At 62.3% G+C, this 23,211-nt stretch carries 20 protein-coding genes; 7 read left to right on the forward strand and 13 right to left on the reverse strand.

Annotation, left to right across the window (positions count from 1 at the left end):
• Nucleotides 1–96: 96 nt before the first annotated feature.
• The 3 genes from zapE to BV82_RS22235 form a co-directional block, all read right to left on the reverse strand.
• The gene (gene zapE, locus BV82_RS22225; RefSeq protein ID WP_010220754.1) at nt 97–1,191 is read right to left on the reverse strand and encodes a cell division protein ZapE; all 1,095 of its coding nucleotides are present in this window, start codon (nt 1,189–1,191) and stop codon (nt 97–99) included.
• An 82-nt stretch (nt 1,192–1,273) separates the two neighbouring features.
• Nucleotides 1,274–2,623, reverse strand: a complete 1,350-nt coding sequence (locus tag BV82_RS22230; protein ID WP_010220753.1) for a tryptophan--tRNA ligase — start codon at nt 2,621–2,623, stop codon at nt 1,274–1,276.
• 24 nt (nt 2,624–2,647) lie between these two features.
• Nucleotides 2,648–3,280 (reverse strand): alpha/beta hydrolase, encoded by a 633-nt coding sequence (locus BV82_RS22235; RefSeq protein ID WP_010220752.1) that lies wholly within the window; start codon nt 3,278–3,280, stop codon nt 2,648–2,650.
• Between the two features lie 138 nt (nt 3,281–3,418).
• Here BV82_RS22235 and BV82_RS22240 point away from each other — a divergent pair, with 138 nt between their 5' ends.
• The gene (locus BV82_RS22240; protein WP_010220751.1) at nt 3,419–3,853 is read left to right on the forward strand and encodes a Z-ring associated ZapG family protein; all 435 of its coding nucleotides are present in this window, start codon (nt 3,419–3,421) and stop codon (nt 3,851–3,853) included.
• Between the two features lie 130 nt (nt 3,854–3,983).
• Here the strand turns inward: BV82_RS22240 and mdeB are convergent, their stop codons facing one another.
• Nucleotides 3,984–6,680 (reverse strand): alpha-ketoglutarate dehydrogenase, encoded by a 2,697-nt coding sequence (gene mdeB / locus BV82_RS22245; RefSeq protein WP_051636810.1) that lies wholly within the window; start codon nt 6,678–6,680, stop codon nt 3,984–3,986.
• A 38-nt stretch (nt 6,681–6,718) separates the two neighbouring features.
• On the reverse strand, nt 6,719–7,915 hold the full coding sequence (locus tag BV82_RS22250; RefSeq protein WP_010220748.1) for a methionine gamma-lyase: 1,197 nt from the start codon (nt 7,913–7,915) through the stop codon (nt 6,719–6,721).
• Between the two features lie 128 nt (nt 7,916–8,043).
• On the opposite strand from BV82_RS22250, the gene BV82_RS22255 reads away from it, so the two are divergent.
• Nucleotides 8,044–8,523 (forward strand): Lrp/AsnC family transcriptional regulator, encoded by a 480-nt coding sequence (locus BV82_RS22255; protein ID WP_010220747.1) that lies wholly within the window; start codon nt 8,044–8,046, stop codon nt 8,521–8,523.
• A gap of 56 nt (nt 8,524–8,579) precedes the next feature.
• Here BV82_RS22255 and cysN read toward each other — a convergent pair whose 3' ends face one another.
• The 4 genes from cysN to BV82_RS22275 all read right to left on the reverse strand — a co-directional run bounded on the left by cysN (nt 8,580) and on the right by BV82_RS22275 (nt 12,790).
• The gene (gene cysN, locus BV82_RS22260) at nt 8,580–10,481 is read right to left on the reverse strand and encodes a sulfate adenylyltransferase subunit CysN (RefSeq protein ID WP_010220746.1); all 1,902 of its coding nucleotides are present in this window, start codon (nt 10,479–10,481) and stop codon (nt 8,580–8,582) included.
• Nucleotides 10,482–10,534: 53 nt separating this feature from the next.
• Nucleotides 10,535–10,876 (reverse strand): four helix bundle protein, encoded by a 342-nt coding sequence (locus tag BV82_RS22265; RefSeq protein WP_010220745.1) that lies wholly within the window; start codon nt 10,874–10,876, stop codon nt 10,535–10,537.
• A gap of 101 nt (nt 10,877–10,977) precedes the next feature.
• Nucleotides 10,978–11,895 carry a sulfate adenylyltransferase subunit CysD gene (gene cysD / locus BV82_RS22270; RefSeq protein ID WP_010220744.1) on the reverse strand — a complete coding sequence of 306 codons (918 nt, stop codon included), beginning with the start codon at nt 11,893–11,895 and terminating at the stop codon, nt 10,978–10,980.
• A 136-nt stretch (nt 11,896–12,031) separates the two neighbouring features.
• A complete protein-coding gene (locus BV82_RS22275) occupies nt 12,032–12,790 on the reverse strand; it encodes a Nif3-like dinuclear metal center hexameric protein (protein WP_010220743.1) in 759 nt (252 codons plus the stop codon).
• Nucleotides 12,791–13,019: 229 nt separating this feature from the next.
• Here BV82_RS22275 and algW point away from each other — a divergent pair, with 229 nt between their 5' ends.
• A complete protein-coding gene (gene algW, locus BV82_RS22280; protein WP_010220741.1) occupies nt 13,020–14,177 on the forward strand; it encodes a Do family serine endopeptidase AlgW in 1,158 nt (385 codons plus the stop codon).
• A gap of 79 nt (nt 14,178–14,256) precedes the next feature.
• Here algW and BV82_RS22285 read toward each other — a convergent pair whose 3' ends face one another.
• The 4 genes from BV82_RS22285 to BV82_RS22300 form a co-directional block, all read right to left on the reverse strand.
• Nucleotides 14,257–15,021: an amino acid ABC transporter ATP-binding protein gene (locus tag BV82_RS22285; RefSeq protein WP_010220739.1), complete on the reverse strand. Its 765-nt coding sequence runs from the start codon at nt 15,019–15,021 to the stop codon at nt 14,257–14,259.
• Nucleotides 15,022–15,031: 10 nt separating this feature from the next.
• On the reverse strand, nt 15,032–16,129 hold the full coding sequence (locus tag BV82_RS22290) for an amino acid ABC transporter permease (RefSeq protein ID WP_010220737.1): 1,098 nt from the start codon (nt 16,127–16,129) through the stop codon (nt 15,032–15,034).
• 10 nt (nt 16,130–16,139) lie between these two features.
• Nucleotides 16,140–17,318, reverse strand: a complete 1,179-nt coding sequence (locus BV82_RS22295) for an amino acid ABC transporter permease (RefSeq protein ID WP_036996802.1) — start codon at nt 17,316–17,318, stop codon at nt 16,140–16,142.
• Nucleotides 17,319–17,385: 67 nt separating this feature from the next.
• Nucleotides 17,386–18,414, reverse strand: a complete 1,029-nt coding sequence (locus tag BV82_RS22300) for an amino acid ABC transporter substrate-binding protein (RefSeq protein ID WP_010220735.1) — start codon at nt 18,412–18,414, stop codon at nt 17,386–17,388.
• A gap of 335 nt (nt 18,415–18,749) precedes the next feature.
• On the opposite strand from BV82_RS22300, the gene BV82_RS22305 reads away from it, so the two are divergent.
• The 4 genes from BV82_RS22305 (at nt 18,750) to BV82_RS22320 (ending at nt 23,181) form a co-directional block, all read left to right on the forward strand.
• Entirely contained in the window at nt 18,750–19,406 is a 657-nt protein-coding gene (locus BV82_RS22305; RefSeq protein ID WP_010220734.1) for an alpha/beta hydrolase, read from the forward strand.
• A gap of 102 nt (nt 19,407–19,508) precedes the next feature.
• Entirely contained in the window at nt 19,509–20,936 is a 1,428-nt protein-coding gene (gene rhlB / locus BV82_RS22310; protein ID WP_232531776.1) for an ATP-dependent RNA helicase RhlB, read from the forward strand.
• Nucleotides 20,937–21,089: 153 nt separating this feature from the next.
• The gene (locus tag BV82_RS22315) at nt 21,090–22,040 is read left to right on the forward strand and encodes an ornithine cyclodeaminase family protein (protein WP_159389132.1); all 951 of its coding nucleotides are present in this window, start codon (nt 21,090–21,092) and stop codon (nt 22,038–22,040) included.
• Between the two features lie 10 nt (nt 22,041–22,050).
• Nucleotides 22,051–23,181 (forward strand): NAD(P)/FAD-dependent oxidoreductase, encoded by a 1,131-nt coding sequence (locus BV82_RS22320; protein WP_036996817.1) that lies wholly within the window; start codon nt 22,051–22,053, stop codon nt 23,179–23,181.
• The last annotated feature ends 30 nt before the right edge of the window (nt 23,182–23,211 follow it).

Consider the following 23,211-nt stretch of genomic DNA (forward strand, 5'->3'; position numbering starts at 1 on the left):
TCAAGCGGCAAGCAAGAGCAAGAGCAAGAGCAAGAGCAGCGCGCGGTCGGCTCTTGATCCTGCTTGCAGCTTGAAGCTTGAAACTTGCAGCTGCTTTTAAGGCTTATGCGCCCGCGACAGGAATTCGTGGGACTGCATTTCCAGCAAGCGGCTCAGGGTCCGCTGGAATTCGAAGGTCAGGCGACCACCGGTGTACAGGTCCTTGAGCTCAACCTCGGCCGAGATGATCAGCTTGACGTTGCGGTCATAGAATTCGTCGACCATGTTGATGAAGCGCCGGGCGATGTCATCGGTCGCCACGCTCATCTGCTCGACGTCGCTCAGCAGCACGGCATGGAAGATCTTGCCCAGTTCGATGTAGTCGTTCTGGCTGCGCGGGCCGTCGCACAGTTCGCGGAATTCGAACCAGGCCACGTCGTCGCAGGTGCGCAGGGCACGAATTTCACGGTTCTCGATCACCAGTACATCGTTCTCGACCGCCTGGGTGCATTCCGGCGTCAGCGCGCGGAAGCTCTTGCGCAGGCTTTCGTGGGCCGCTTCGTCGAGCGGGAAGTGGAACAGCTCGGCTTGCTCCAGGTGGCGCAGGCGATAGTCGACGCCGCTGTCGACGTTGACGATCTCGGTGTTCTGCTTGATCAGGGCGATCGCCGGCAGGAAGCGCGCACGCTGCAGGCCGTCCTTGTACAGGCCATCAGGGACGATGTTGGAGGTCGCCACCAGGGTCACGCCGTTCTTGAACAGCTCCTCCATCAGGGTGCCGAGGATCATCGCGTCGGTGATGTCGGAGACGAAGAACTCGTCGAAGCAGATTACCCGCGCCTCTTCCGAGAAGCGCTTGGCAATGATGGTCAGCGGGTTCTTCTCGCCCTTGAGGGTTTTCATTTCCTCGTGGACGCGCTTCATGAAGCGGTGGAAGTGCGTACGCACTTTCTGCTTGAACGGCAGCGCCTCGAAGAAGGTATCGACCAGGTAGGTCTTGCCGCGGCCTACCCCACCCCAGAAGTATAAGCCCTTGACCGGTGCCTGGTCCTTCTTGCCAAACAGCTTGCCGAACACACCCGGCTTGTTGTTCTGCGCCGCGATCAGATCGTCGTACAGGCGCTGCAGATGACGCACTGCAGTTTCCTGCGCCGCGTCATGGAAGAATTCGGGACGTTTCAGATCTGCTTGATATCGTTCTAGGGGCGTCATAATTCGTTAGCAAGGTAACAAAAACGGGCCGTCACTGTAGCGACGGCCCCGGATAATGGCAATCAGACTTGCGATAAGCCGTTCAGTCCTGCTGTGGCACCAGGGCCGCTCGCAGGGTTTCGATCGCCGCGTCGCGGGCAGCGGCATCGGCGAACTGCGGGCCGTCGCCGACGCACTCGCCTTCCAGCCACAGGCTGAAGCCCAGGCCTTCGTGGCGCACATCGAGCTCACCGCCCTGTTGCAGTTGCTTGCTCACCACACCTGCGGTCTTGCCGTCGGCGAAGTTGCGCGACAGCAGCAGTTGCTCGCCATCAGCGGCCAGCAGGCGGAAGCGGAAGCTGCCGTCGTCTTCACGAAAACTGACGAAACGCGCCGTCTTGGCCGCCTTCTTCTTGACCTGAACAGGCGCCTGCTCAATGTTGCGGAACGAGCGCAGGCCCACCGCTTCACGCAGTTGTTCGAGGAACGGCGTGGCCACCTTGCGGGCTTTCTGCGCACCGGCCAGGAGGATGTCCTCCAGGTCGGCCGGGCGGCCGATCAGTTGGTGATAACGCTCGCGCGGTTCACTCAGCTGGCCATCGAGCAGTTGGAACAGACGCTGCTTGGCCTCGCCCCAACCCAGGCCCTGGAGCAGTTCGCTACGGAACTCGTCGGCTTGCGCCGGGGTGGCGAAGGCCTGGAACAGGGTGAACAGGTGTGCGTTGTCCGGGTCCTTGGCTTCGCCCGGGGCCCGGGAGTCGGTGACGATGCGCGAGATGGCATCCTTCATGTCCTTGGCGCTGGTGAACAACGGGATGGTGTTGTCATAGCTCTTGGACATCTTGCGCCCATCCAGGCCCGGCAGGGTGGCCACGCTTTCCTCGATCAGCGCCTCGGGCATGGCGAAGAACTCCTTGCCCTGGCCGAACAGGTGGTTGAAGCGCTGGCCGATGTCGCGGGCCATCTCCACATGCTGGATCTGGTCGCGGCCGACCGGCACCTTGTTGGCGTTGAACATCAGGATGTCGGCGGCCATCAGTACCGGGTAGCTGTACAGGCCCATGCTGATCCCGGCATCCGGGTCTTCGCCGTTCTCGACGTTCTTGTCCACCGAAGCCTTGTAGGCATGCGCACGGTTGAGCAGGCCCTTGGCCGCGACGCAGGTCAGCAGCCAGGTCAGCTCGGGAATCTCGGGGATGTCGGACTGGCGATAGAACGTCACCCGCTCAGGGTCCAGGCCACCGGCCAGCCAGGTCGCGGCGATTTCCAGGCGCGAGCGCTGGATGCGCTGCGGGTCATCGCACTTGATCAGGGCGTGGTAGTCGGCCAGAAAGTAGAACGAGTCGACACCCGGTTCACGGCTGGCGAGGATCGCCGGGCGGATGGCACCGGCGTAGTTGCCCAGGTGAGGCGTGCCCGTGGTGGTGATACCGGTAAGGATGCGCGTAGTCATGGGTAATCGCTTATCAGGCTTGTATCAGTTCGAAAGGCGCGGCAGCACCAGTTCCTTGAGGTCGGTGAGCTTGCCATGAAAAAAGTGTCCGCATTCTGCCACTTTCAGCAGCTCATGGGGGCGCGGCAGTGCGTCGGACCAATCGTAGACGATCTGCGGATCGATCACTTCGTCGGTTTCCGGCTGGATCACGCTCAGTTCGCCCTGCTGCGGCAAGGGGTTATCACCCAGGCGCATCACCGCCGGAGCGACCATGAACAGGTGCTTGAGCGCAACGCCACGGGCTTCCAGGCGTCCGCCGAGGCTGGCGGCGACGAAGCCGCCGAAGGAGAAGCCCATCAGCGTCAGTGGCAGCGCGGGGTGTTGCTCGCGCAGCCAGTCTACCGCCGCCTGGGCGTCGTCCACTTCACCGCTGCCCATGTCATGGCTGCCGGCACTCTGGCCAACGCCGCGGTAGTTGAAGCGCAGGGTGATGTAGCCGGCATCGCGGGCGGTGCGCTGGAGCATCGACACCACCTTGTTCATCATGGTGCCACCCTGCACCGGGTTGGGGTGGCACAGCAGCACAACGCCGCGGGCGTCGGCGACATCGAGGTACAAGGCTTCCAGTTGGCCGACCGGGCCATCGATGAATACAGGGGTTTCGCGGATAAGCAAGGATAAACTCCGTGACCTCGGAAAGGGTCGACTCGTCTAGCTGAATGATTCTGTCTGAGATATTTGCGATCGTTCGCGGTATACAGCGCAGGTCCGAGCCGTTAACGTAAAGCAAAGCCGTTTATAGAGGAAGGACTCGTGGAACTCTCGCTCTTAGTTTGGTTGTTGCCGACCCTGGCCCTCGTCGTGGGTGTCGTCGTTGGTTTCCTGGTCGCCCGCCTGCTGCCCAATGCTGCGCCGAGCAGCACCCAGCGTCAGCTGGATGATATCCAGGAACGTTTCGACAGCTACCAGAATGAGGTGGTTACTCACTTCAACAGTACGGCTGCGCTGGTCAAGAAACTGACCCAAAGTTACCAGGACGTCCAGGATCACCTGGCCGAAGGCGCCAACCGCCTGGCCCTGGACGAACTCACCCGCCAACGCCTGCTGGCCGCCCTGCACTCCGAGGCCACCCAGGCCCCGCGTGATCGCCTGACCCCGCCGAAGGACACCGAGGTGCCGCGCGACTACGCACCGAAAGCGCCCAACGCGCCGGGCATGCTCGATGAGCATTACGGGCTCAAGCGCTGAGCAAAATAAAAGGCCCCTGTGAGGGGCCTTTTTTATAAGCGTCGCCTGCGTTGCGAGCGCTATGCGCTCGATCGCTGGCAAGGCCAGCGCCCACAGGGTCATATGGGCTACGCAGCAGCCCCTGCCAGCGTCAGCAGTACCAAGGCGCCTCCCCTTCCCGGTAACCATACTTCTCCCGCGCCGCATCCAGCACCCGCCGCTGCACCCCGCCCTGGCGCACCAGGCTGTGCAAGCTGGCCAGTACGATACTGAAGCGATCGACCTCGAAGAACCGCCGCAACTGCTGGCGGGTATCGCTGCGGCCAAATCCGTCAGTCCCAAGCGTCACATAAGGTGCTTGTACATACTCGGCAATCAGCTGCGGCCAGGCCCGCACATAGTCGGTCGCGGCGATCACCGGCGCCTCACCGTCCAGGCAGCGTTGCACATGGCTGATATCATCACTGCCCTGCCCCAGGCGGCTGGCGCGATCAGCATCCCGCGCCTCCCGCGCCAGCTCGCTGAAACTGGTGACACTGAACACTTCACTGGCAACCTGCCAATCGCTGGCCAGCAATTCACTGGCAGCAATGACTTCACGCAGGATCGCCCCGGAGCCGAGCAGGCGCACGCGCCCCTGGGCATCGGCCACCTGCTGTTCGACATAACGGTACATGCCGCGCAAGACCTCTTCATGCACCTGCACTGGCAGGGACGGCTGTGGATAGTTTTCGTTCATCACCGCGACATAGTGAAATTCGTCGCATTGTTCGACCAGCATGCGCCGCGCGGCGTATTCGAGGATCACCGCCAGTTCACCAGCAAAGCACGGCTCCCAGGCGCGGCAGTTGGGCACCATCGAAGCCATCACCAGGCTCGAACCGTCCTGGTGCTGCAACCCTTCCCCACCCAGCGTCGTGCGCCCGGCTGTGGCCCCCAGCAGCAGGCCACGGGCACGCTGGTCGGCGGCGGCCCAGATCAGGTCGCCGACACGCTGGAAGCCAAACATCGAGTAATAGATGTACACCGGCAGCATCGGCTCGCCATGCACTGCGTAGGACGTCGCCGCGGCCACCCAGGAAGAAATCGCGCCGGCCTCGGTGATGCCTTCCTCCAGCAGTTGGCCATCGCGCGCTTCCTTGTAGGACAGCAGCGACCCTGCGTCTTCCGGCTCGTAGCACTGCCCCTGGGGTGAATAGATGCCGATCTGGCGGAACAGGCTGGCCATACCGAAGGTGCGCGCTTCGTCGGCCACTATCGGCACCACACGCGGCCCCAACTGCGGCGCCTTGAGCCAGGCGCTGAGCATGCGCACGGCAGCCATGGTGGTGGACATTTCTTTGCCGTCGGCCTGCAGGGCGAAGCCGCCCATGGCCTCCAGCGCCGGTACCGGCACCGGACGCACATCGCTGCGCCGGGCAGGCAGCGGCCCACCAAGAGCGGCGCGACGCTCACGCAGATAGCGCATCTCCGGGCTGCCCTCGGCCGGCCGATAGAACTGCAACTGCTCAACCTGCGCATCCGACAGCGGCAAATGGAAACGGTCACGGAACGCCAGCAAGGCCTGCACGTCGAGTTTCTTGGCCTGGTGCGCGGTCATCCGCGACTCGCCCGCAGCGCTCATGCCATAGCCTTTCTTGGTCTTGGCCAGGATTACCGTTGGCCGGCCCTTGCAGGCCTTGGCGGCGGCGAAAGCGGCATAGAGCTTGCGAAAATCGTGACCACCGCGCTTGAGTGCGTTGATCTCGGCCGAACTCATGTGCTCGACCAGCTTCTGCAAGGCCGGCTGCTGATTGAAAAAGTGCTCGAGGTTGTAGGCCCCATCCTTGGCCCCAAGGTTCTGGAACTGCCCGTCCGGTGTCGCCGCCAACTGGCGCAACAACACGTGCTCGGTGTCGCGCGCGAACAGTGGGTCCCACTCCGAGCCCCAGAGCACCTTGATCACGTTCCAGCCAGCGCCACTGAACAGTGCCTCAAGCTCCTGGATAATCTGGCCGTTGCCACGCACCGGGCCGTCGAGGCGCTGCAGGTTGCAGTTGACCACAAATGTCAGGTTATCCAGTTGCTCGCGGGCAGCCAGTGTCAAACCGGCAATGGATTCCGGCTCATCCATCTCGCCATCGCCAAACACCCCCCAGACATGCCGGGTGCTGGTGTCGAGCAACTGGCGGTTGTGCAGGTAGCGCATAAAGCGCGCCTGGTAGATGGCGTTGATCGGGCCGATGCCCATGGAGCCGGTGGGAAACTGCCAGAAGTCGGGCATCAGCCACGGATGCGGATAAGAGCACAGGCCGTTGCCGGCCACTTCCTGACGGTAGCTGGCCAATTGCTCTTCGCTCAGGCGGCCTTCAAGAAAGGCCCGGGCGTAAATGCCCGGAGCCGAATGCGGCTGGAAAAACACCAGGTCAGCCGTACGCTGCTCAGCGCCCGCCTCACCGCGAAAGAAATACTGGAAACCGACTTCGAAAATCTCCGCGGCCGACGCATAGCTGGCGATATGCCCACCCAGGTCACCATAGGCATGGTTGGCCCGCATCACCATGGCCAGGGCATTCCAGCGCAGGATGCTGGTGATGCGTTCATCGAGCTCCAGATCGCCCGGATAGGCGCCCTGCTGTTCCACCGACAGCGTATTGCGATAAGCCGAAAACGCCTGGACGCCGCGCTCCAGCCCCAACTCACGGGCATGGGTTTGCAACTGCTCAAGCAGAAACTGCGCACGCTCCGGGCCGCAGTGCAGCAGGGTCGAATCCAGCGCCTCCAGCCACTCGGCGGTTTCTCCCGGGTCACTGTCCAGCTGCGGATCGCCCGGACGCCGCGGCATACCTTCGCCAGGCACAAGGGTCATCATTGCCACCATTGCATTTGACCTCGTCCGTGAAGGGTTCAGGCGCAGGCCTTGAGCGCCTGTTGAATATCCGCCAGCAGATCGTCGATGTCCTCAAGCCCCACCGACAGCCTTACCAGCCCTTCAGAGATGCCGTACTGGGCACGCTCCTCTGGGGTATAGCTGGAGTGGGTCATGCTTGCCGGGTGCTGAGCCAGGGATTCGGCATCACCGAGACTGACGGCACGGCTGAACAATTGCAGGGCGTTCATGAAACGCCGCCCGGCGCTAATGCCGCCCTTGAGTTCGAAGGCGATCATGCCGCCAGGCAAGCGCATCTGCCGCTGGGCCAGCTCGTACTGGGCAAAACCGGGCAAACCGGGGTAATTGATCAGTTCGACTTCCGGCTGTTGCTGCAGGTATTCGGCGATGGCCTGGGCGTTACTGCAGTGGCGTTCCATGCGCAGGGTCAGGGTTTTCATCCCGCGCATGAGCAAGGCGGCGTCGTGCGGCGACATCACCGCACCGGTCATGTCCTTCAAGCCTTCCAGACGAATCCGATCGACCAGCGCCTTGCGCCCGACCACCAGGCCGGCAGTGATATCGCCATGGCCACTGAGGTACTTGGTCGCCGAATGCACCACCAGGTCGGCACCCAGCTCCAGCGGCCGCTGCAGGTACGGGGTGCAGTAGGTGTTGTCGACCACCACGCTGATATCGTGCGCGTGCGCAAGCTTGGCCACGGCGCCGATGTCGGTCATGTGCATGTTCGGGTTGGCCGGGGTTTCGAAGTAGATAACCCGGGTCTTGTCGCTGATCGCCGCAGCGACCGCGTGTAAATCGCTCATGTCGACATGCCGGACCTTGACCCCGAACTCGCCGATGCCGTGGTGCAAAAAGGCGAAGGTGCAGCCGTACAGTGTCCGCCCTACCAGCACCTCATCGCCGGGACGCAGCAGCGTCCATAGCGTGGCGGTGATCGCGCCCATTCCCGAGGCCAGTGCCAGCCCCGCTTCGCCGCCCTCCAGTGAGGCCATGCGTTGCTCCAGCAGGGCCAGGGTCGGGTTGGAGATACGGCTGTAGAAGTACCCGGCTTGTTCCCCGGCGAAGCAAGCAGCGCCGTACTCGACGGTAGGAAAAGCGAAGGTAGCCGTCTGATAGACCGGTGGCACAAGGGCCCCGTTGTGCTCCAGCGGATCGTAACCGTGGTGAATGGCGCGGGTGGCAAAACCTGTTTTGTTATTGGAGCCGCTCATGGCAAACAGCCTCTAGTGGTTTGTTATAAGCTTATGCCACTGAGGTGCTGATTTTTTTCCAAATGTAGCCGTCCCTGCGGGTGGTTATTGACATAAAAACAACAAATCCAGACCACGGAGGGTAAAACATGCCTACAGCCATCGACCGCACCGACCGCGCCTTGCTCGCAGCCCTGCAAGGCAACGCCCGGCTGACGGTGTCCGAACTGGCCGACCAGGTCTCGCTGACCACCTCGCCATGCTGGCGACGGGTGAAGTTGCTGGAAGAGTCCGGCTATATCACCGGCTACCAGGCCATCCTCTCGCCCAAGGCCCTGGGTTTTGGCGTGACCGCTTTCGTCAGCATCATGATGGACTCGCACACCAAGGAAATGGCCCGCGCCTTCGAGCAGCGGCTGATGGAAATCCCCGAAATCGTCGCCTGCCACAATATCTCCGGGCGCTATGACTTCCTCCTGGAAATCCTTGCCCGGGACCTGGAGTCATTCGGTGAGTTTGCGCGGGAAGTGCTGCAGACCTTGCCGGGGGTGAAGGAGATTTACTCGAGTTTCTCGTTCAAGGCGGTGAAGGAGAAACGGGTGATTCCGGTGTCGGAAAAGCACATCTGAGTTTACAACCAACAAAAAACCCCACCTGAGTGGGGTTTTTTGTTCAGCGCTAACGCTTAGATCGCGCCACGTTTGCGCAGCAGGTCCAGCACCTGTTTGACGCCGTCTTCCAGGCTGAGGTTCTGGGTGTCGATCACCAGGTCCGCATCCAGCGGTACGTCATACGGGAAGCTTTCGCCCGGAATGTTGTCGCCACCGGCGGCATACAGGCCCTGCGGGTCACGCTCACGGCAAGCCAAAGGCGATGCCTGGACGTAGACGGTGAGCAAACGCTCCTTGCCGATCAGCGCCTTGGCCTGTTCGCGGCCTTCGGCATCCGGGGCGACGAAGGCGGCCAGGGTCAGCAGGCCGGCTTCGTTGAACTGACGCGCAACATGCGCGGCACGGCGCCAGTTCTCGGTACGCCCGGCACGGTCCTGCGGCAGGCCCTTGTTCAGGTCGTGACGCAGGTTCTGGCCATCGAGCACGTACACCGCACGGCCCATGTCGAACAGCTTGCGCTCCACGGCGTAGGCCAGGGTGCTCTTGCCCGCGCCCGAGAGGCCGCTGAACAGCACGGTGGCCGGCTGCTGGCCGAAGCGCAGGGCACGCTCTGCAGTGTCCACGTGGGCCAGTTTGCCGTGCTGGCCGACGGTGCCATGAGGCACAACCGGTGGCGCGATGATCATGCCGGCGCCGACGGTGCCGTTGGTCAGGCGGTCGATGACAATAAAGGCACCGGTGGTGCGGTTGCTGTCATAGCCGTCCAGCGCGATCGGGGCGTCGAGGCTGACCTTGACCTTGCCGATCTCGTTGAGCTGCAGGGCACTGGCGGCGCCCTGCTCCAGGGTGTTCACATCGACCTTGTGGGCGATGCTGGCAATCGAACCCGGCACATAGCTGGTGGCGCGCTTGATGTCGTATTTCTTGCCCGGCAGCATCGGCTCTTCAGCCATCCACACCAGCATGGCGTCGAACTGGTCGGTCACCGGCGGCACGTTGTCGGCATGTACCAGCAAATCGCCACGGGAGATGTCGATTTCGTCTTCCATGGTCAGGGTCACGGCTTGCCCTGGGCCGGCGTTTTCCAGCTCACCCTCGAAGGTGACGATGGACTTGACCCGGCTGCTCTTGCCCGACGGCAGCACGACGATTTCATCGCCCTTGTGCACCACGCCGCTGGCCAGGGTACCGGCAAAGCCACGGAAGTTCAGGTTCGGGCGGTTGACGTACTGCACCGGGAAGCGCAGGTCGGTGAAGTTGCGGTCGGCCGCGACTTCCACGGTTTCGAGGATTTCCATCAATGCCGGGCCCGTGTACCACGGCGAACGCTCGCTGCGGTTGACCACGTTGTCGCCCTTGAGCGCCGACATCGGCACGAAGTGCAGGCTGCTCGGGGTCATGTTGATAGCCTCGGCAAACTTCAGGTAGTCGGCCTTGATGCTGTCGAACACGCCCTCGTCGAAGCCCTTGAGGTCCATCTTGTTGACCGCAACGACAATGTGCTTGATGCCCAGCAACGAGGCAATGTAGCTGTGCCGACGGGTCTGGGTCTGCACGCCGTAGCGGGCATCGACAAGGATGATCGCCAGGTCGCAGGTGGACGCACCGGTGGCCATGTTGCGGGTGTACTGCTCATGGCCCGGGGTGTCGGCGATGATGAACTTGCGCTTGGCGGTAGAGAAGTAGCGGTAGGCCACATCGATGGTGATGCCCTGCTCGCGCTCGGCCTGCAGGCCGTCGACCAGCAACGCCAGGTCGATGTCGTCACCGGTGGTGCCGACTTTCTTCGAATCGCGGGTGATGGCTTCCAGATGATCTTCGTAGATCATCTTCGAGTCGTGCAGCAGGCGCCCGATCAGGGTGCTCTTGCCGTCATCGACGTTACCGCAGGTAAGGAAGCGCAGCAGCTCTTTACGTTCGTGCTGGGCCAGGTAAGCGAGGATGTCCTCGCTGATCAGATCAGATTGGTGGCTCATTACATTCAAGCTCCAAGCTGTAAGCTTCAAGCGGCAAGCTTGTCGGCATACAACTAGTCAGAAATTTTGTTGATCAACCCGCTCAGCATTCTTGAAAGCTCACGAGTCTCTGTAATCCACTCATTCGACAAAGGCTTTGGCAGATAGCCTACCTCTCCCCCGATGATGATCTGCGTACGCAACTCACCGCAGGAAGCCTTGGCAATACACAGATAACGAACCTTTTCTTTTGCCGTTCTCCGTTCCATGCCTTCAGCGATATTCGACGGGATAGAAAGTGCCGCCCGCGTGATCTGATCCTTGAATCCAAGATCCCGGCACACCCTCTGCTGCCTGTAAATCGCTACCGTCAAATCTTTGCTTCTCTGCCAAACAGCAAGCTTCTCAAAGTCCATTGTGAGCACTCTCACGCGCCCACAATGGGGCGGCAGCCGACAAAATCCAGAAGCTACGCATCTTGCTTCTAACTTGCAGCTTGCCGCTTGTAACTTGAAGCTTAGAAGTACCCTTGCCGTTTTTTGTCTTCCATGGAGCCGGCGCCATCGTGGTCGATGACGCGGCCCTGGCGCTCGGAAGTGCGCGTCAGGAGCATTTCCTGAATGATGTCGGTGAGGGTTTCGGCCTCCGACTCCACCGCGCCCGTCAACGGGTAGCAGCCAAGGGTACGGAAACGCACCTTCTTCTTGACGATACGGGCCTTTTCTTCCTCCGAGAGGTGCTCGAGGATGCGCGGGTCGTCGATCATGATCAGAGTGCCGTTCTTCTCGATCACTTCGCGTTCGGCCGCGAAGTACAGCGGCACGATCGGGATACCTTCGAGGTAGATGTACTGCCAGATGTCCAGCTCGGTCCAGTTCGACAGCGGGAACACGCGAATCGATTCGCCCTTGTTGACCTTGCCGTTGTACACGTTCCACAGCTCGGGACGCTGGTTCTTCGGGTCCCAGCGGTGCTTGCTGTCGCGGAACGAGTAGACGCGCTCCTTGGCCCGCGACTTCTCTTCGTCGCGGCGCGCACCACCGAAGGCGGCATCGAAGCCGTACTTATCGAGCGCCTGTTTCAGGCCCTCGGTCTTCATGATGTCGGTGTGCTTGGCACTGCCGTGGGTGAACGGGTTGATGCCCTGGGCGATGCCGTCCGGGTTGACGTGAGTGATCAGCTCCAGGCCCATTTCCTCGACCATCTTGTCGCGGAAGCTGTACATCTCCTGGAATTTCCACTGGGTGTCGACGTGCATCACCGGAAACGGCAGCTTGCCCGGGAAGAAGGCCTTGCGCGCCAGGTGCAGCATCACGGCCGAGTCCTTGCCAATCGAGTACAGCATCACCGGGTTATCGAACTCGGCGGCCACCTCACGAATGATGTGGATGCTTTCCGCCTCCAACTGTTTCAAATGCGTCAGTTTGTCGACCATGGTTACTCACGGAAATACGATCTTATGGACGGCCAGCGGGCCGTGTTCGAGCGAGCCACTTTATCACAGCGCCCGATTCTATTTAGGCGGCCAACTAGAACGAAACAGTATAAGAATATGCCCTGCCGTTTTAGCCTCAGATCGGGTTCGGACAGTCGATGAACAGGTGCTCCAGGGCAAAGCGCCGGGCCAGGTAATCACCCAACGCCTGCACACCGTAACGCTCGGTGGCATGGTGGCCGGCGGCGATGAAACTGATGCCGTTCTCGCGGGCGCTGTGGAAGGTCTGCTCGGAGGCTTCGCCACTCAAATACAGGTCGACGCCGGCGGCAATCGCCTGGTCGATGTAGCCCTGACCGCCACCGGTGCACCAGCCGACCCGGCGAATGATCTGCTCGCCTTCGATCAACAGCGGCTCGCGCCCCATCACCTCCTGTACCTTGCGGGCAAAATCGCGTGCCGACATCGGCTCGGCCAGCGAACCGACCAGGCCGACGATCCGCGGGTTCTCGGGGTCCAGCGGGCCTTCGACGGTGATGTCGAGCTGACGCGCCAGCTGCACGTTGTTGCCGACTTCCGGGTGCAGGTCCAGCGGCAGGTGGTAGGACAACAGGCTCAGGTCGTTCTTGAGCAGGGTTTTCAGCCGACGCTGCTTCATGCCGGTGATGCACGGGTTCTCGCCCTTCCAGAAGTAGCCGTGGTGCACCAGCACCAGGTCGGCTTCGGCTTCGACCGCAGCATCGAGCAAGGCCTGGCTTGCGGTAACGCCGCTGACGATGCGAGTCACCTGCGGGCGGCCCTCGACCTGCAGGCCGTTGGGGCAGTAGTCCTGGATTTTGGCGCTGCCGAGGTAGCGTTCGGCTTCCTCGACCAGGGTGCTCAGGGCAACAGCCATGAAAAGACTCCTCAATTTCGCAGTTCAGCGCGGCCCAAGGCCTCGTATAATGAGCGTCATTATGGGCCGTCGCCGGGTTTGGGGAAACCGACGGCAGTTGCCTGGGGGCTGGCGTTGTTGGTTTTCGTGACGATTAAACAGTTCCTGCACGCGCCCGAGCGCAGTATGATCGCGCGCGTTCACGCTCCCAGCTGTCATCGGCCCTCTGCCAACTCCCAGGATTTGTTCAATGTTCAAGGCTTTGCGTTACTTTGGCTGGCCGCTGCTGGTCGGCGTGCTGATCGCCCTGTTGGTCATTCAGCGCTTTCCGCAATGGGTCGGCCTGCCCAGCCAGGACGTCAACCTGCAACAGGCACCGCAAACCACGCGGATCATGCAGGGGCCGGTGTCCTACGCCGACGCCGTGAGCATCGCCGCCCCGGCAGTGGCCAACCTGTACACCACCAAGGTGGTCAACAAGACCGCCCACCCGCTGTTCGAAGACCCGCAGTTCCGCCGCTTCTTCGGTGACAACCTGCCCAAGCAGCGCCGCTGGGAGTCGAGCCTGGGTTCGGCGGTGATCATGAGCCCGGAAGGCTACCTGCTGACCAACAACCACGTGACCTCCGGTGCCGACCAGATCGTGGTGGCGCTCAAGGACGGCCGTGAAACCCTGGCGCGGGTGATCGGCAGCGACCCGGAAACCGACCTCGCGGTACTGAAGATCGACCTGAAGAACCTGCCGTCGATCACCATCGGCCGCTCCGACAACATCCATATTGGCGACGTCGCCCTGGCCATCGGCAACCCCTTCGGTGTCGGCCAGACCGTGACCATGGGCATCATCAGCGCCACCGGGCGCAACCAGCTGGGCCTGAACAACTACGAAGATTTCATCCAGACCGACGCCGCGATCAACCCGGGCAACTCCGGTGGCGCGCTGGTCGATGCCAACGGCAACCTTACCGGCATCAACACGGCAATCTTCTCCAAGTCCGGCGGTTCGCAAGGCATCGGCTTTGCCATCCCGACCAAACTGGCGCTGGAGGTAATGAAGTCGATCATCGAGCACGGCCAGGTGATCCGTGGCTGGCTGGGTATCGAGGTGCAGCCGCTGAGCCAGGAACTGGCAGAGTCGTTCGGCATGCAGGGGCGCCCGGGGATCGTCGTGGCGGGGATTTTCCGTGATGGCCCGGCGCAGAAGGCCGGCCTGGAGCTGGGTGACGTGATCCTGAGCATCAACGGCGAGCCGGCTGGCGATGGCCGTCGCTCGATGAACCAGGTGGCGCGGATCAAACCCAACGACAAAGTGGCGATCCAGGTCATGCGCAATGGCAAGGAGCTCAAGCTGACCGCCGAAATCGGCTTGCGTCCACCGCCGGCACCGGCGGCCAAAGAAGAAAACTGACCTTCTGCCAAGAAGCGGGGCTGTTGCACAGCCATCGCCGGCAAGGCCAGCGATGGGCTGCAAGGCAGCCCCAATGGCCTCAGTGCAGGATCTGGCTCAAGAACAGCTTGGTCCGCTCATTCTGCGGCCGGTCGAAGAAGTCGTCCGGCGCTGCCTGCTCCACAATCTCGCCCTTGTCCATGAAGATCACCCGGTTCGCCACGGTACGGGCAAAGCCCATCTCGTGGGTCACGCAGAGCATGGTCATGCCGTCTTCCGCCAGGCCAACCATGGTATCGAGCACTTCCTTGACCATCTCCGGGTCCAGCGCCGAGGTCGGTTCGTCGAACAACATGATCTTCGGCTTCATGCACAGCGCCCGGGCAATCGCTACCCGTTGCTGCTGACCACCGGACAGCTGCCCCGGGAACTTGTTGGCCTGCTCCGGAATGCGCACCCGTTCAAGGTAATGCATGGCGATTTCCTCGGCCTTGCGCTTGGGCATCTTGCGTACCCACATCGGTGCCAGGGTGCAGTTCTGCAAGATGGTCAGGTGCGGGAACAGGTTGAAATGCTGGAACACCATGCCGACTTCGCGACGGATCGCTTCGATCTGCTTGAGGTCGTTGGTCAGCTCCACGCCATCGACGACGATGCGCCCCTGCTGGTGCTCTTCCAGGCGGTTGAGGCAACGGATGGTGGTCGACTTGCCCGAACCCGACGGCCCGCACAGCACGATACGCTCGCCCTGGCGCACATTCAGGTTGATGTCCTTGAGCACGTGGAACTGGCCGTACCACTTGTTCACGCCCTGCATCTGAATAATGCCTTCAGGGCTCACAGGCTGTTTGATCGCTTCACTCATGGGAACACTCCTAACGCTTGTGGCCTGTGTCCAGCTTGCGCTCCAGATGCATGGAGTAGCGGGACATACCGAAACAGAAAATCCAGAAAACCAGGGCGGCGAATACGTAGCCCTCGGTCGCCATGCCCAGCCAGGTCGGGTCGGCAGCGGCCTGCTTGACGCTGTTGAGCAGGTCGAAGAGGCCGATGATGATCACAAGGCTTGTGTCCTTGAACAGGGCAATGAAGGTGTTGACGATGCCGGGGATCACCAGCTTCAGGGCTTGCGGCAGAATCACCAGGCCCATCGAACGCCAGTAACCCAGGCCCATGGCCGCGGCGGCTTCATACTGGCCCTTGGGAATGGCCTGCAGGCCACCGCGCACCACCTCGGCGATGTACGCCGACTGGAACAGGATCACGCCGATCATGGCCCGTAGCAGCTTGTCGAAGCTCATGCCTTCGGGCAGGAACAACGGCAGCATCACCGAAGACATGAACAGCACGGTGATCAGCGGCACGCCGCGCCAGAACTCGATGAAGGTCACGCAGACCACCTTCACCGCCGGCATGTTCGAACGCCGCCCCAGCGCCAGCAAGATCCCCAGCGGCAAGGCGCCGACGATGCCCACGGTGGCGATCACCAGGGTCAGCATCAGCCCGCCCCACTGGCTGGTCGGTACCGTGGCCAGGCCCAGGTAGCCGCCATGCAGAAGGGTGTAGGCGATGATCGGGTACAGCACCAGGAAGCCCAGGCCGTAGATCGCCTTGCGCGGGAAGCGCGAGATGAACAGCGGCGCTGCGCCGATTACCGCCAGCCAAACAGTCAGATCGACACGCCAGCGCAGTTCACTGGGGTAGTAGCCGTACATGAACTGGCCGAAGCGCTGCTGGATGAACACCCAGCAGGCACCCTCCTTGGTGCAGTCGGCGCGGGTGGTGCCGACCCAGTTGGCGTCGACGATCGACCATTGCAGCAGCGGCGGCACGATCAGCCATACCAGGTACACGGCAAACAGCGTCAGCAGGGTGTTGAGCCAGCTGGAGAACAGGTTGCTGCGCATCCAGGCGACTACGCCGACGGCTTTGACCGGTGGCGGCATATCGGGTTTGAAAACATGGGTACTCATGCGCTTGTCCTCACCGCTCGATCAGCGCAATGCGCTTGTTGTACCAGTTCATCAGCAGGGAAATGCTGATGCTGATGGCCAGATAGACGCTCATGGTGATGGCGATCACCTCGATGGCCTGGCCGGTCTGGTTGAGCACGGTACCGGCGAACAGCGAGACCATTTCCGGGTAGCCGATACCGGCCGCCAGCGACGAGTTCTTCGCCAGGTTCAGGTACTGGCTGGTCAGCGGTGGGATGATCACCCGCAGGGCCTGGGGAATGATCACCTTGCGCAGCGTCGGCCCTTCGCGCAGGCCCAGGGAACGGGCCGCTTCGGTCTGGCCGTAGCTCACCGAGCGGATGCCCGAACGCACGATCTCGGCGATAAAGGCTGCGGTGTAGATGGTCAGCGCCAGGGTCAGGGCCAGCAGTTCCGGGATCAGCACCCAGCCGCCGACGAAGTTGAAGCCCTTGAGCTGCGGCATGTCCCAGTGCAGCGGTGAGCCGAACAGCAGCACGCCCAGTGCCGGAATGCCGAAGAACAGGAACAGGCCGACCCAGAATTTGTGGAACGGCTCGCCGGTGGCCTCAAAGCGCCGGTTGGCCAGGCGCACCATCAGCACGATGGCGACGATGGCCAGCGCCAGGCTGACGACGAACGGCCAGAATCCCTCGGCCATGGACGCACCGGGCATGTTCAGGCCGCGGTTGCTGATAAAGAAGGTGTCGTTGAGATTGATGCTACCCCGCGGTCCCGGCAGGGTCAGAAACACCGCGAAGTACCAGAACAGGATCTGCAACAGCGGTGGGATGTTACGGAAAGTCTCGACATACACCGTGGCCAGCTTGCTGATCATCCAGTTCGGTGACAGTCGCGCCACACCGATGATGAAGCCCAAGAGGGTCGCGAGAATGATGCCGATGAAGGTTACCAGCAGGGTGTTGAGCAGGCCGATGACGAAAACCCGCGCATAGCTGTCCTGTTCGGTATAGGAGATCAGGTGCTGGGCGATGCCGAAACCGGCACTGCGTTCGAGAAAGTCGAAGCCCGAGGTGATCCCGCGGTGTTGCAGGTTGGTCTGGGTATTGTGAAACAGGTACCAGCCCAGACCAACCACCGCGACCACGGTGAGGATCTGGAACAGCCACGCACGCACACGTGGATCGCTCAGGGATAGTCCCTTGGGTGCGCCGATATTATTTTGCATGTAATGCCCCGAAAGGAAGGGAACCGAACAGCCTGCGGCGGCCGAATGCCGCCGCAGGCCGCAACCGTCAGCGCACCGGTGGCGCGTACTGGATGCCGCCGTTGTTCCACAGGGCGTTCAGACCGCGGTCGATTTGCAGTGGGGTTTCCTTGCCCAGGTTTTTCTCGAAGACTTCGCCGTAGTTGCCGACCTGCTTGACGATCTGCACTACCCAGTCCTTCGGCAGTTTCAGGTCTTTGCCGTACTCGCCATCGGCGCCGAGCATACGGGCCACGTCAGGGTTCTTGGTGGCCTTGGCTTCGGCCTCGACGTTCTTCGAGGTGATCCCCATCTCTTCGGCATTGAGCATGGCGAACAGGGTCCACTTGACGATGCTGAACCACTCTTCATCGCCTTTGCGCACCACCGGGCCCAGCGGCTCCTTGGAGATGGTCTCCGGCAGTACCACGTAATCGGCCGGGGCGGCCAGCTTGGAGCGCTGTGCGTAGAGCTGCGACTTGTCGGAGGTCAGCACGTCGCAGCGGCCGGATTCCAGCGACTTGGCGCTCTCGTCGGAGGTGTCGAAGGTGATCGGGGTGTACTTCAGGCCATTGGCGCGGAAGTAGTCGGAGACGTTGAGTTCAGTGGTGGTGCCGGCCTGGATGCAGATGGTTGCACCGTCCAGTTCCTTGGCGCTGGAAACACCCAGCTTCTTGTTGACCAGGAAACCAATGCCGTCGTAGTAGGTAACACCGGCGAACACCAGGCCCATGCCGGCGTCACGGGAGCTGGTCCAGGTAGTGTTACGCGACAGCACATCGACTTCGCCGGACTGCAGCGCGGTGAAGCGTTCCTTGGCGTTGAGCTGGCTGAACTTGACCTTCTTGGCGTCACCGAACACCGCAGCGGCCACCGCGCGGCAGACGTCGGCGTCGATCCCGACGATGTTGCCCTTGGCATCCGGCACCGAGAAGCCCGGCAAACCGTCACTGACACCACATTGAACGAATCCCTTCTTCTGTACTGCGTCCAGGGTCGCACCTGCCTGTGCGAAACCGCTGATACTCAACGCGGTAGCAGCGGTAACCACTGCCAGTGTGGATTTCAACATCTTCATTCAAACCTCCAGTTTTGCTCTTGTTGTGTGAGCCGGGATTGCACCGCACCCTTATGAGGCGCATCCGACCCGTGTTGGCTTGTTTTTGGGTCAATTGGCGCAATGCGCTGTTCTGTGACAGCCTTGGGGACCGCTAACGGGTGTTACCGTCCAAAACGTGTAACCTCGCATCAGGAGTTTCATAGCAAAGCGCGTACCACACTGAGGGGCTAAAGCGTTTCAGTTCACGTCAAGAGGGAAACTTGCAGCGTTGCGACAGGTTTTTCCCGGATTTACCCGACGCGCCTTCATTTCATGCACGCAAACAAGAGCGCGCGCACACTTTCGGAGCAGTCATGACCCACCCGCTGATTCTCGAACCACAAAAAAACGCTGATGCCTGTGTGATCTGGTTGCACGGCCTGGGGGCCGATCGTTACGACTTCATGCCGGTCGCCGAGGCCTTGCAGGAAGTGCTGCTGACCACCCGCTTCGTCATGCCCCAGGCGCCCACCCGCCCGGTAACCATCAACGGTGGCTATGAAATGCCCAGTTGGTACGACATCAAGGCCATGACCCCGGCACGGGCCATCGATGAAGAGCAACTGCAGGCGTCAGCCGACCAGGTGATCGAACTGATCAAGGCCGAACAGGCTAAGGGGGTGGATCTGGCGCGCATCATCCTCGCCGGTTTCTCCCAGGGCGGCGCGGTGGTGCTGCACACTGCCTATATAAAGTGGCAGGAAGCATTGGGTGGCGTTATCGCCCTGTCGACCTATGCCCCGACCTTCGCCCAGGAACGCGAACTGAGCGCCTGCCAGCAACGGACCCCGGCCCTGTGCCTGCACGGTGTTTATGATCCTGTGGTGCTGCCGGCGATGGGCCGTACCGCCTTTGAGCACCTCCAGCATTGGGGTGTCGACGCCGAGTGGAAGGAATACCCGATGGAGCACGAGGTGCTGCCCAAGGAGATCCACGATATCGGCCAATGGCTGAGCGAACGCCTGCGCTAAAAGCAGACTTCCCTGTAGTTGTCAGTGCAATCCACTACGCCGCGCCCGAATCTTGCATTACACTGCCCGGCGTACATTCCTTAACCAATTGATGAGATGACCGTGCTCAAAGCACTCAAGAAGATGTTCGGCAAGAGCGAGGTTGAGCAACTCGCCACCGAAACCGCTGCCCCCGTGAAGCAGCCGCCCGCAGCACCCCAGGCCCCTGCCCCGTCGGCACCGCTCAAGACCGAGGCCCCTGCCCCGGTTCGCGCCGAAAAACCGGCTGAGGCCAAGCCGCGCCGTGAGCGCAAGCCAAAACCCGCAGCCTCCACCTGGAAGCTGGAAGACTTCGCCGTCGAGCCGCAGGAAGGCAAGACCCGCTTCCATGACTTCAAGCTCTCGCCCGAGCTGATGCATGCGATCCACGACCTCGGCTTCCCGTATTGCACGCCGATCCAGGCCCAGGTCCTGGGTTACACCCTGCGTGGCAAAGACGCCATCGGCCGGGCCCAGACCGGCACCGGCAAGACCGCAGCCTTCCTGATTTCGATCATTACCCAGCTGCAGCAGACCCCGCCGCCAAAAGAGCGCTACATGGGCGAGCCTCGGGCGCTGATCATTGCCCCGACCCGCGAACTGGTCGTACAGATCGCCAAAGACGCCGCGGCACTGACCAAATACACCGGCCTGAACGTCATGACCTTCGTCGGTGGCATGGACTTCGACAAGCAGCTCAAGGCCCTCGAAGCCCGCCACTGCGACATCCTGGTGGCCACCCCGGGCCGTCTGCTGGACTTCAACCAGCGCGGCGAAGCGCACCTGGACATGGTCGAAGTGCTGGTCCTGGACGAAGCCGACCGCATGCTCGACATGGGCTTCATCCCCCAGGTTCGGCAGATCATCCGCCAGACCCCACCCAAGAGCGAGCGCCAGACCCTGCTGTTCTCGGCTACCTTCACCGAAGACGTGATGAACCTGGCCAAGCAGTGGACCACGGACCCGGCAATCGTCGAGATCGAACCGGAGAATGTCGCCAGCGAAACCGTCGAGCAGCACGTCTATGCCGTGGCCGGCAGTGACAAGTACAAGCTGCTGTACAACCTGGTGACCGAGAACAAGTGGGAACGGGTGATGGTCTTTGCCAACCGCAAGGACGAAGTGCGGCGCATCGAGGAGCGCCTGGTGCGCGACGGCGTCAACGCCGCCCAACTGTCGGGCGACGTGCCGCAGCACAAGCGGATCAAGACCCTGGAGAGCTTCCGCGAAGGGCGCATCACCGTGCTGGTGGCCACCGATGTGGCTGGCCGCGGTATCCATATCGACGGCATCAGCCATGTGATCAACTTCACCCTGCCGGAAGACCCGGACGACTACGTGCACCGTATCGGCCGTACCGGCCGTGCCGGCACCAGCGGCGTGTCAATCAGCTTCGCTGGTGAAGACGACTCCTACCAGCTGCCGGCCATCGAAGCGCTGCTGGGACGCAAGATCAGCTGCGAGATGCCGCCAACCGAGCTGCTCAAGCCGGTACCGCGCAAGCATCACTGATAACGCTGAACCTATCGCGGGGCAAGCCCGCTCCTACACCAACCTGTAGGAGCGGGCTTGCCCCGCGATGCTTTTCGTCCATTTAATCCTTCCGATATTGCCCAAATAAACAAAAAGTCCATAATAGACAAAATAGTTCATTTGGAGCTTCGCATGTCTGCGCCTCTCGTCATCGATCAACAGCACGCTCGCCAACTGCTCGCCCAGGTGGATGTCCCGCAGATCCTGCGCAACCTGTTCCGTGACCTGGCAGCCGGGCAAGCGGTGCAACCGCCCCAGCAACTGGTGGAGTTTCCGGCAGGCAAAGGCGACTTCATCAACTATGGCGGCGTACTGGCCCAGGAGCGCGTCTACGGGGTCAAGACCTCGCCCTACATCGTCCGTGAGCAAGGCCCGCTGGTCACCGCCTGGACCCTGCTGATGTCCATGGACAGCGGCCAACCCCTGCTCCTGTGCGATGCCGGCGAGCTGACCACCGCGCGCACCGCCGCCACCACCGCCGTGGCCGTCGACGCCCTGGCGGCCACTGACGCCCGGCGCCTGACCCTGGTCGGCAGCGGCCCGATTGCCCGCGCGCACCTGCATTACGCCCGCGGCCTGCGCGAGTGGCAGGATATCCGCCTGTACTCGCCAAGCCTTAGCGAACAGTCGGCCGGGCAGCGCCAGGCCCTGACCGATCTTGATCCACGTCTGGTGCTCTGCGCGAGCCTGGAGCAGGCCGTGGCGGATGCCGACGTGATCCTGCTGTGCACCTCCTCGGCCAGCCCGGTGCTCGACCCACGCCAGTTGAGCAAGCCCGCGTTGATCACCTCGATCAGTACCAATGCCGTCCGCGCCCATGAAGTGCCGCCAGCGAGCTTGAACGAGATGGACGTCTACTGCGATTACCGGGTGACCACCCCGGGCAGCGCCGGTGAGATGCGCATCGCCTCCGAGCAACATGGCTGGCAAGCCGAAGCGATCGTCGGCGATCTGGCGCAATTGATCAGTGGCGCAGCGCAAAAACCGACCTACCAGCGCCACGCCTTCTTCCGCTCCATCGGCCTGGGCCTTGAAGACATCGCCCTGGCCAACGCCCTGTACCGCCTGCCACGCGCCGACTGAGGAAACCTCCATGCAACAGGCTGATTTCATCATCATCGGCGCCGGTATTGCCGGCGCCTCCACCGGCTACTGGCTGGCCGGCCACGGCCGGGTGCTGCTGCTTGAGCGCGAGTCGCAGCCGGGCTACCACTCCACCGGCCGCTCGGCGGCGCTGTACACCGCCGCCTATGGCACGCCACAAGTGCGCGCGCTGACCCTGGCCAGCCGCGCGTTTTTCGACCACCCGCCAGCAGGCTTCGCCGAGCACCCGCTGCTCAGCCCGCGCGGGGAAATGACAGTCGACCTCAACGGCGACCCTGAAGAGTTGCAGCGCCAGTACCAGAGCGCCAAGGCCTGCGTGCCGGAAGTCGAGCTGCTCAGCGCCGAGCAGGCCTGCGCGCGCCTGCCGGTGCTGCGCCGCGACAAGGTGCATGGCGCCCTGTATGACCCGAGCGCCAGCGACATCGACACCGACGCCCTGCATCAGGGCTATCTGCGCGGCATTCGCCGCCAGCAGGGCGAGGTGCACAGCGACTGCGAGGTTCAGCAACTGCGCCGCGACGCCGACGGTCTCTGGCAGGTGCAGACCAGCCGTGGCAGCTTCAGCGCCCCCGTGCTGATCAACGCCGCCGGTGCCTGGGCCGACAAGATCGCTGAACTGGCCGGCGCCCAGCCGCTGGGCTTGCAGCCCAAGCGCCGCGCCGCGTTCATCTTCGCCGGCCCCGAAGGTATCGACAGCCAAGCCTGGCCAATGCTGGTCAGCCTCGATGAATCGTTCTACATGAAACCCGACGCCGGCATGCTGCTCGGCTCTCCGGCCAATGCCGACCCGGTCGAGCCCCATGATGTGCAGGCCGAAGAACTGGACATCGCCATGGGCATCTACCAGATCGAAGAAGCCACCACCCTGAGCATTCGCCGCCCGACCCGCACCTGGGCCGGGTTGCGCAGCTTCGTTGCCGACGGCGACCTGGTAGCCGGCTTCGATCCACAGGTACCGGGCCTGTTCTGGGTTGCCGCGCAAGGCGGCTATGGCATCCAGACCTCGCCGGCCATGGGCCAGGCCAGCGCCGCCCTGGTGCGTGGCGAGGACTTGCCCGAAGCACTCAAGGGCTTTGGCCTGAACGCCGCAATGCTGTCGCCGCGCCGCCTGCAAGGGTGACGCCCGGCCGCGATTGCGGCACACTCCCAG

The sequence above is a fragment of the Pseudomonas donghuensis genome (assembly GCF_000696345.2).
Taxonomy (GTDB): Bacteria; Pseudomonadota; Gammaproteobacteria; order Pseudomonadales; family Pseudomonadaceae; genus Aquipseudomonas; species Aquipseudomonas donghuensis.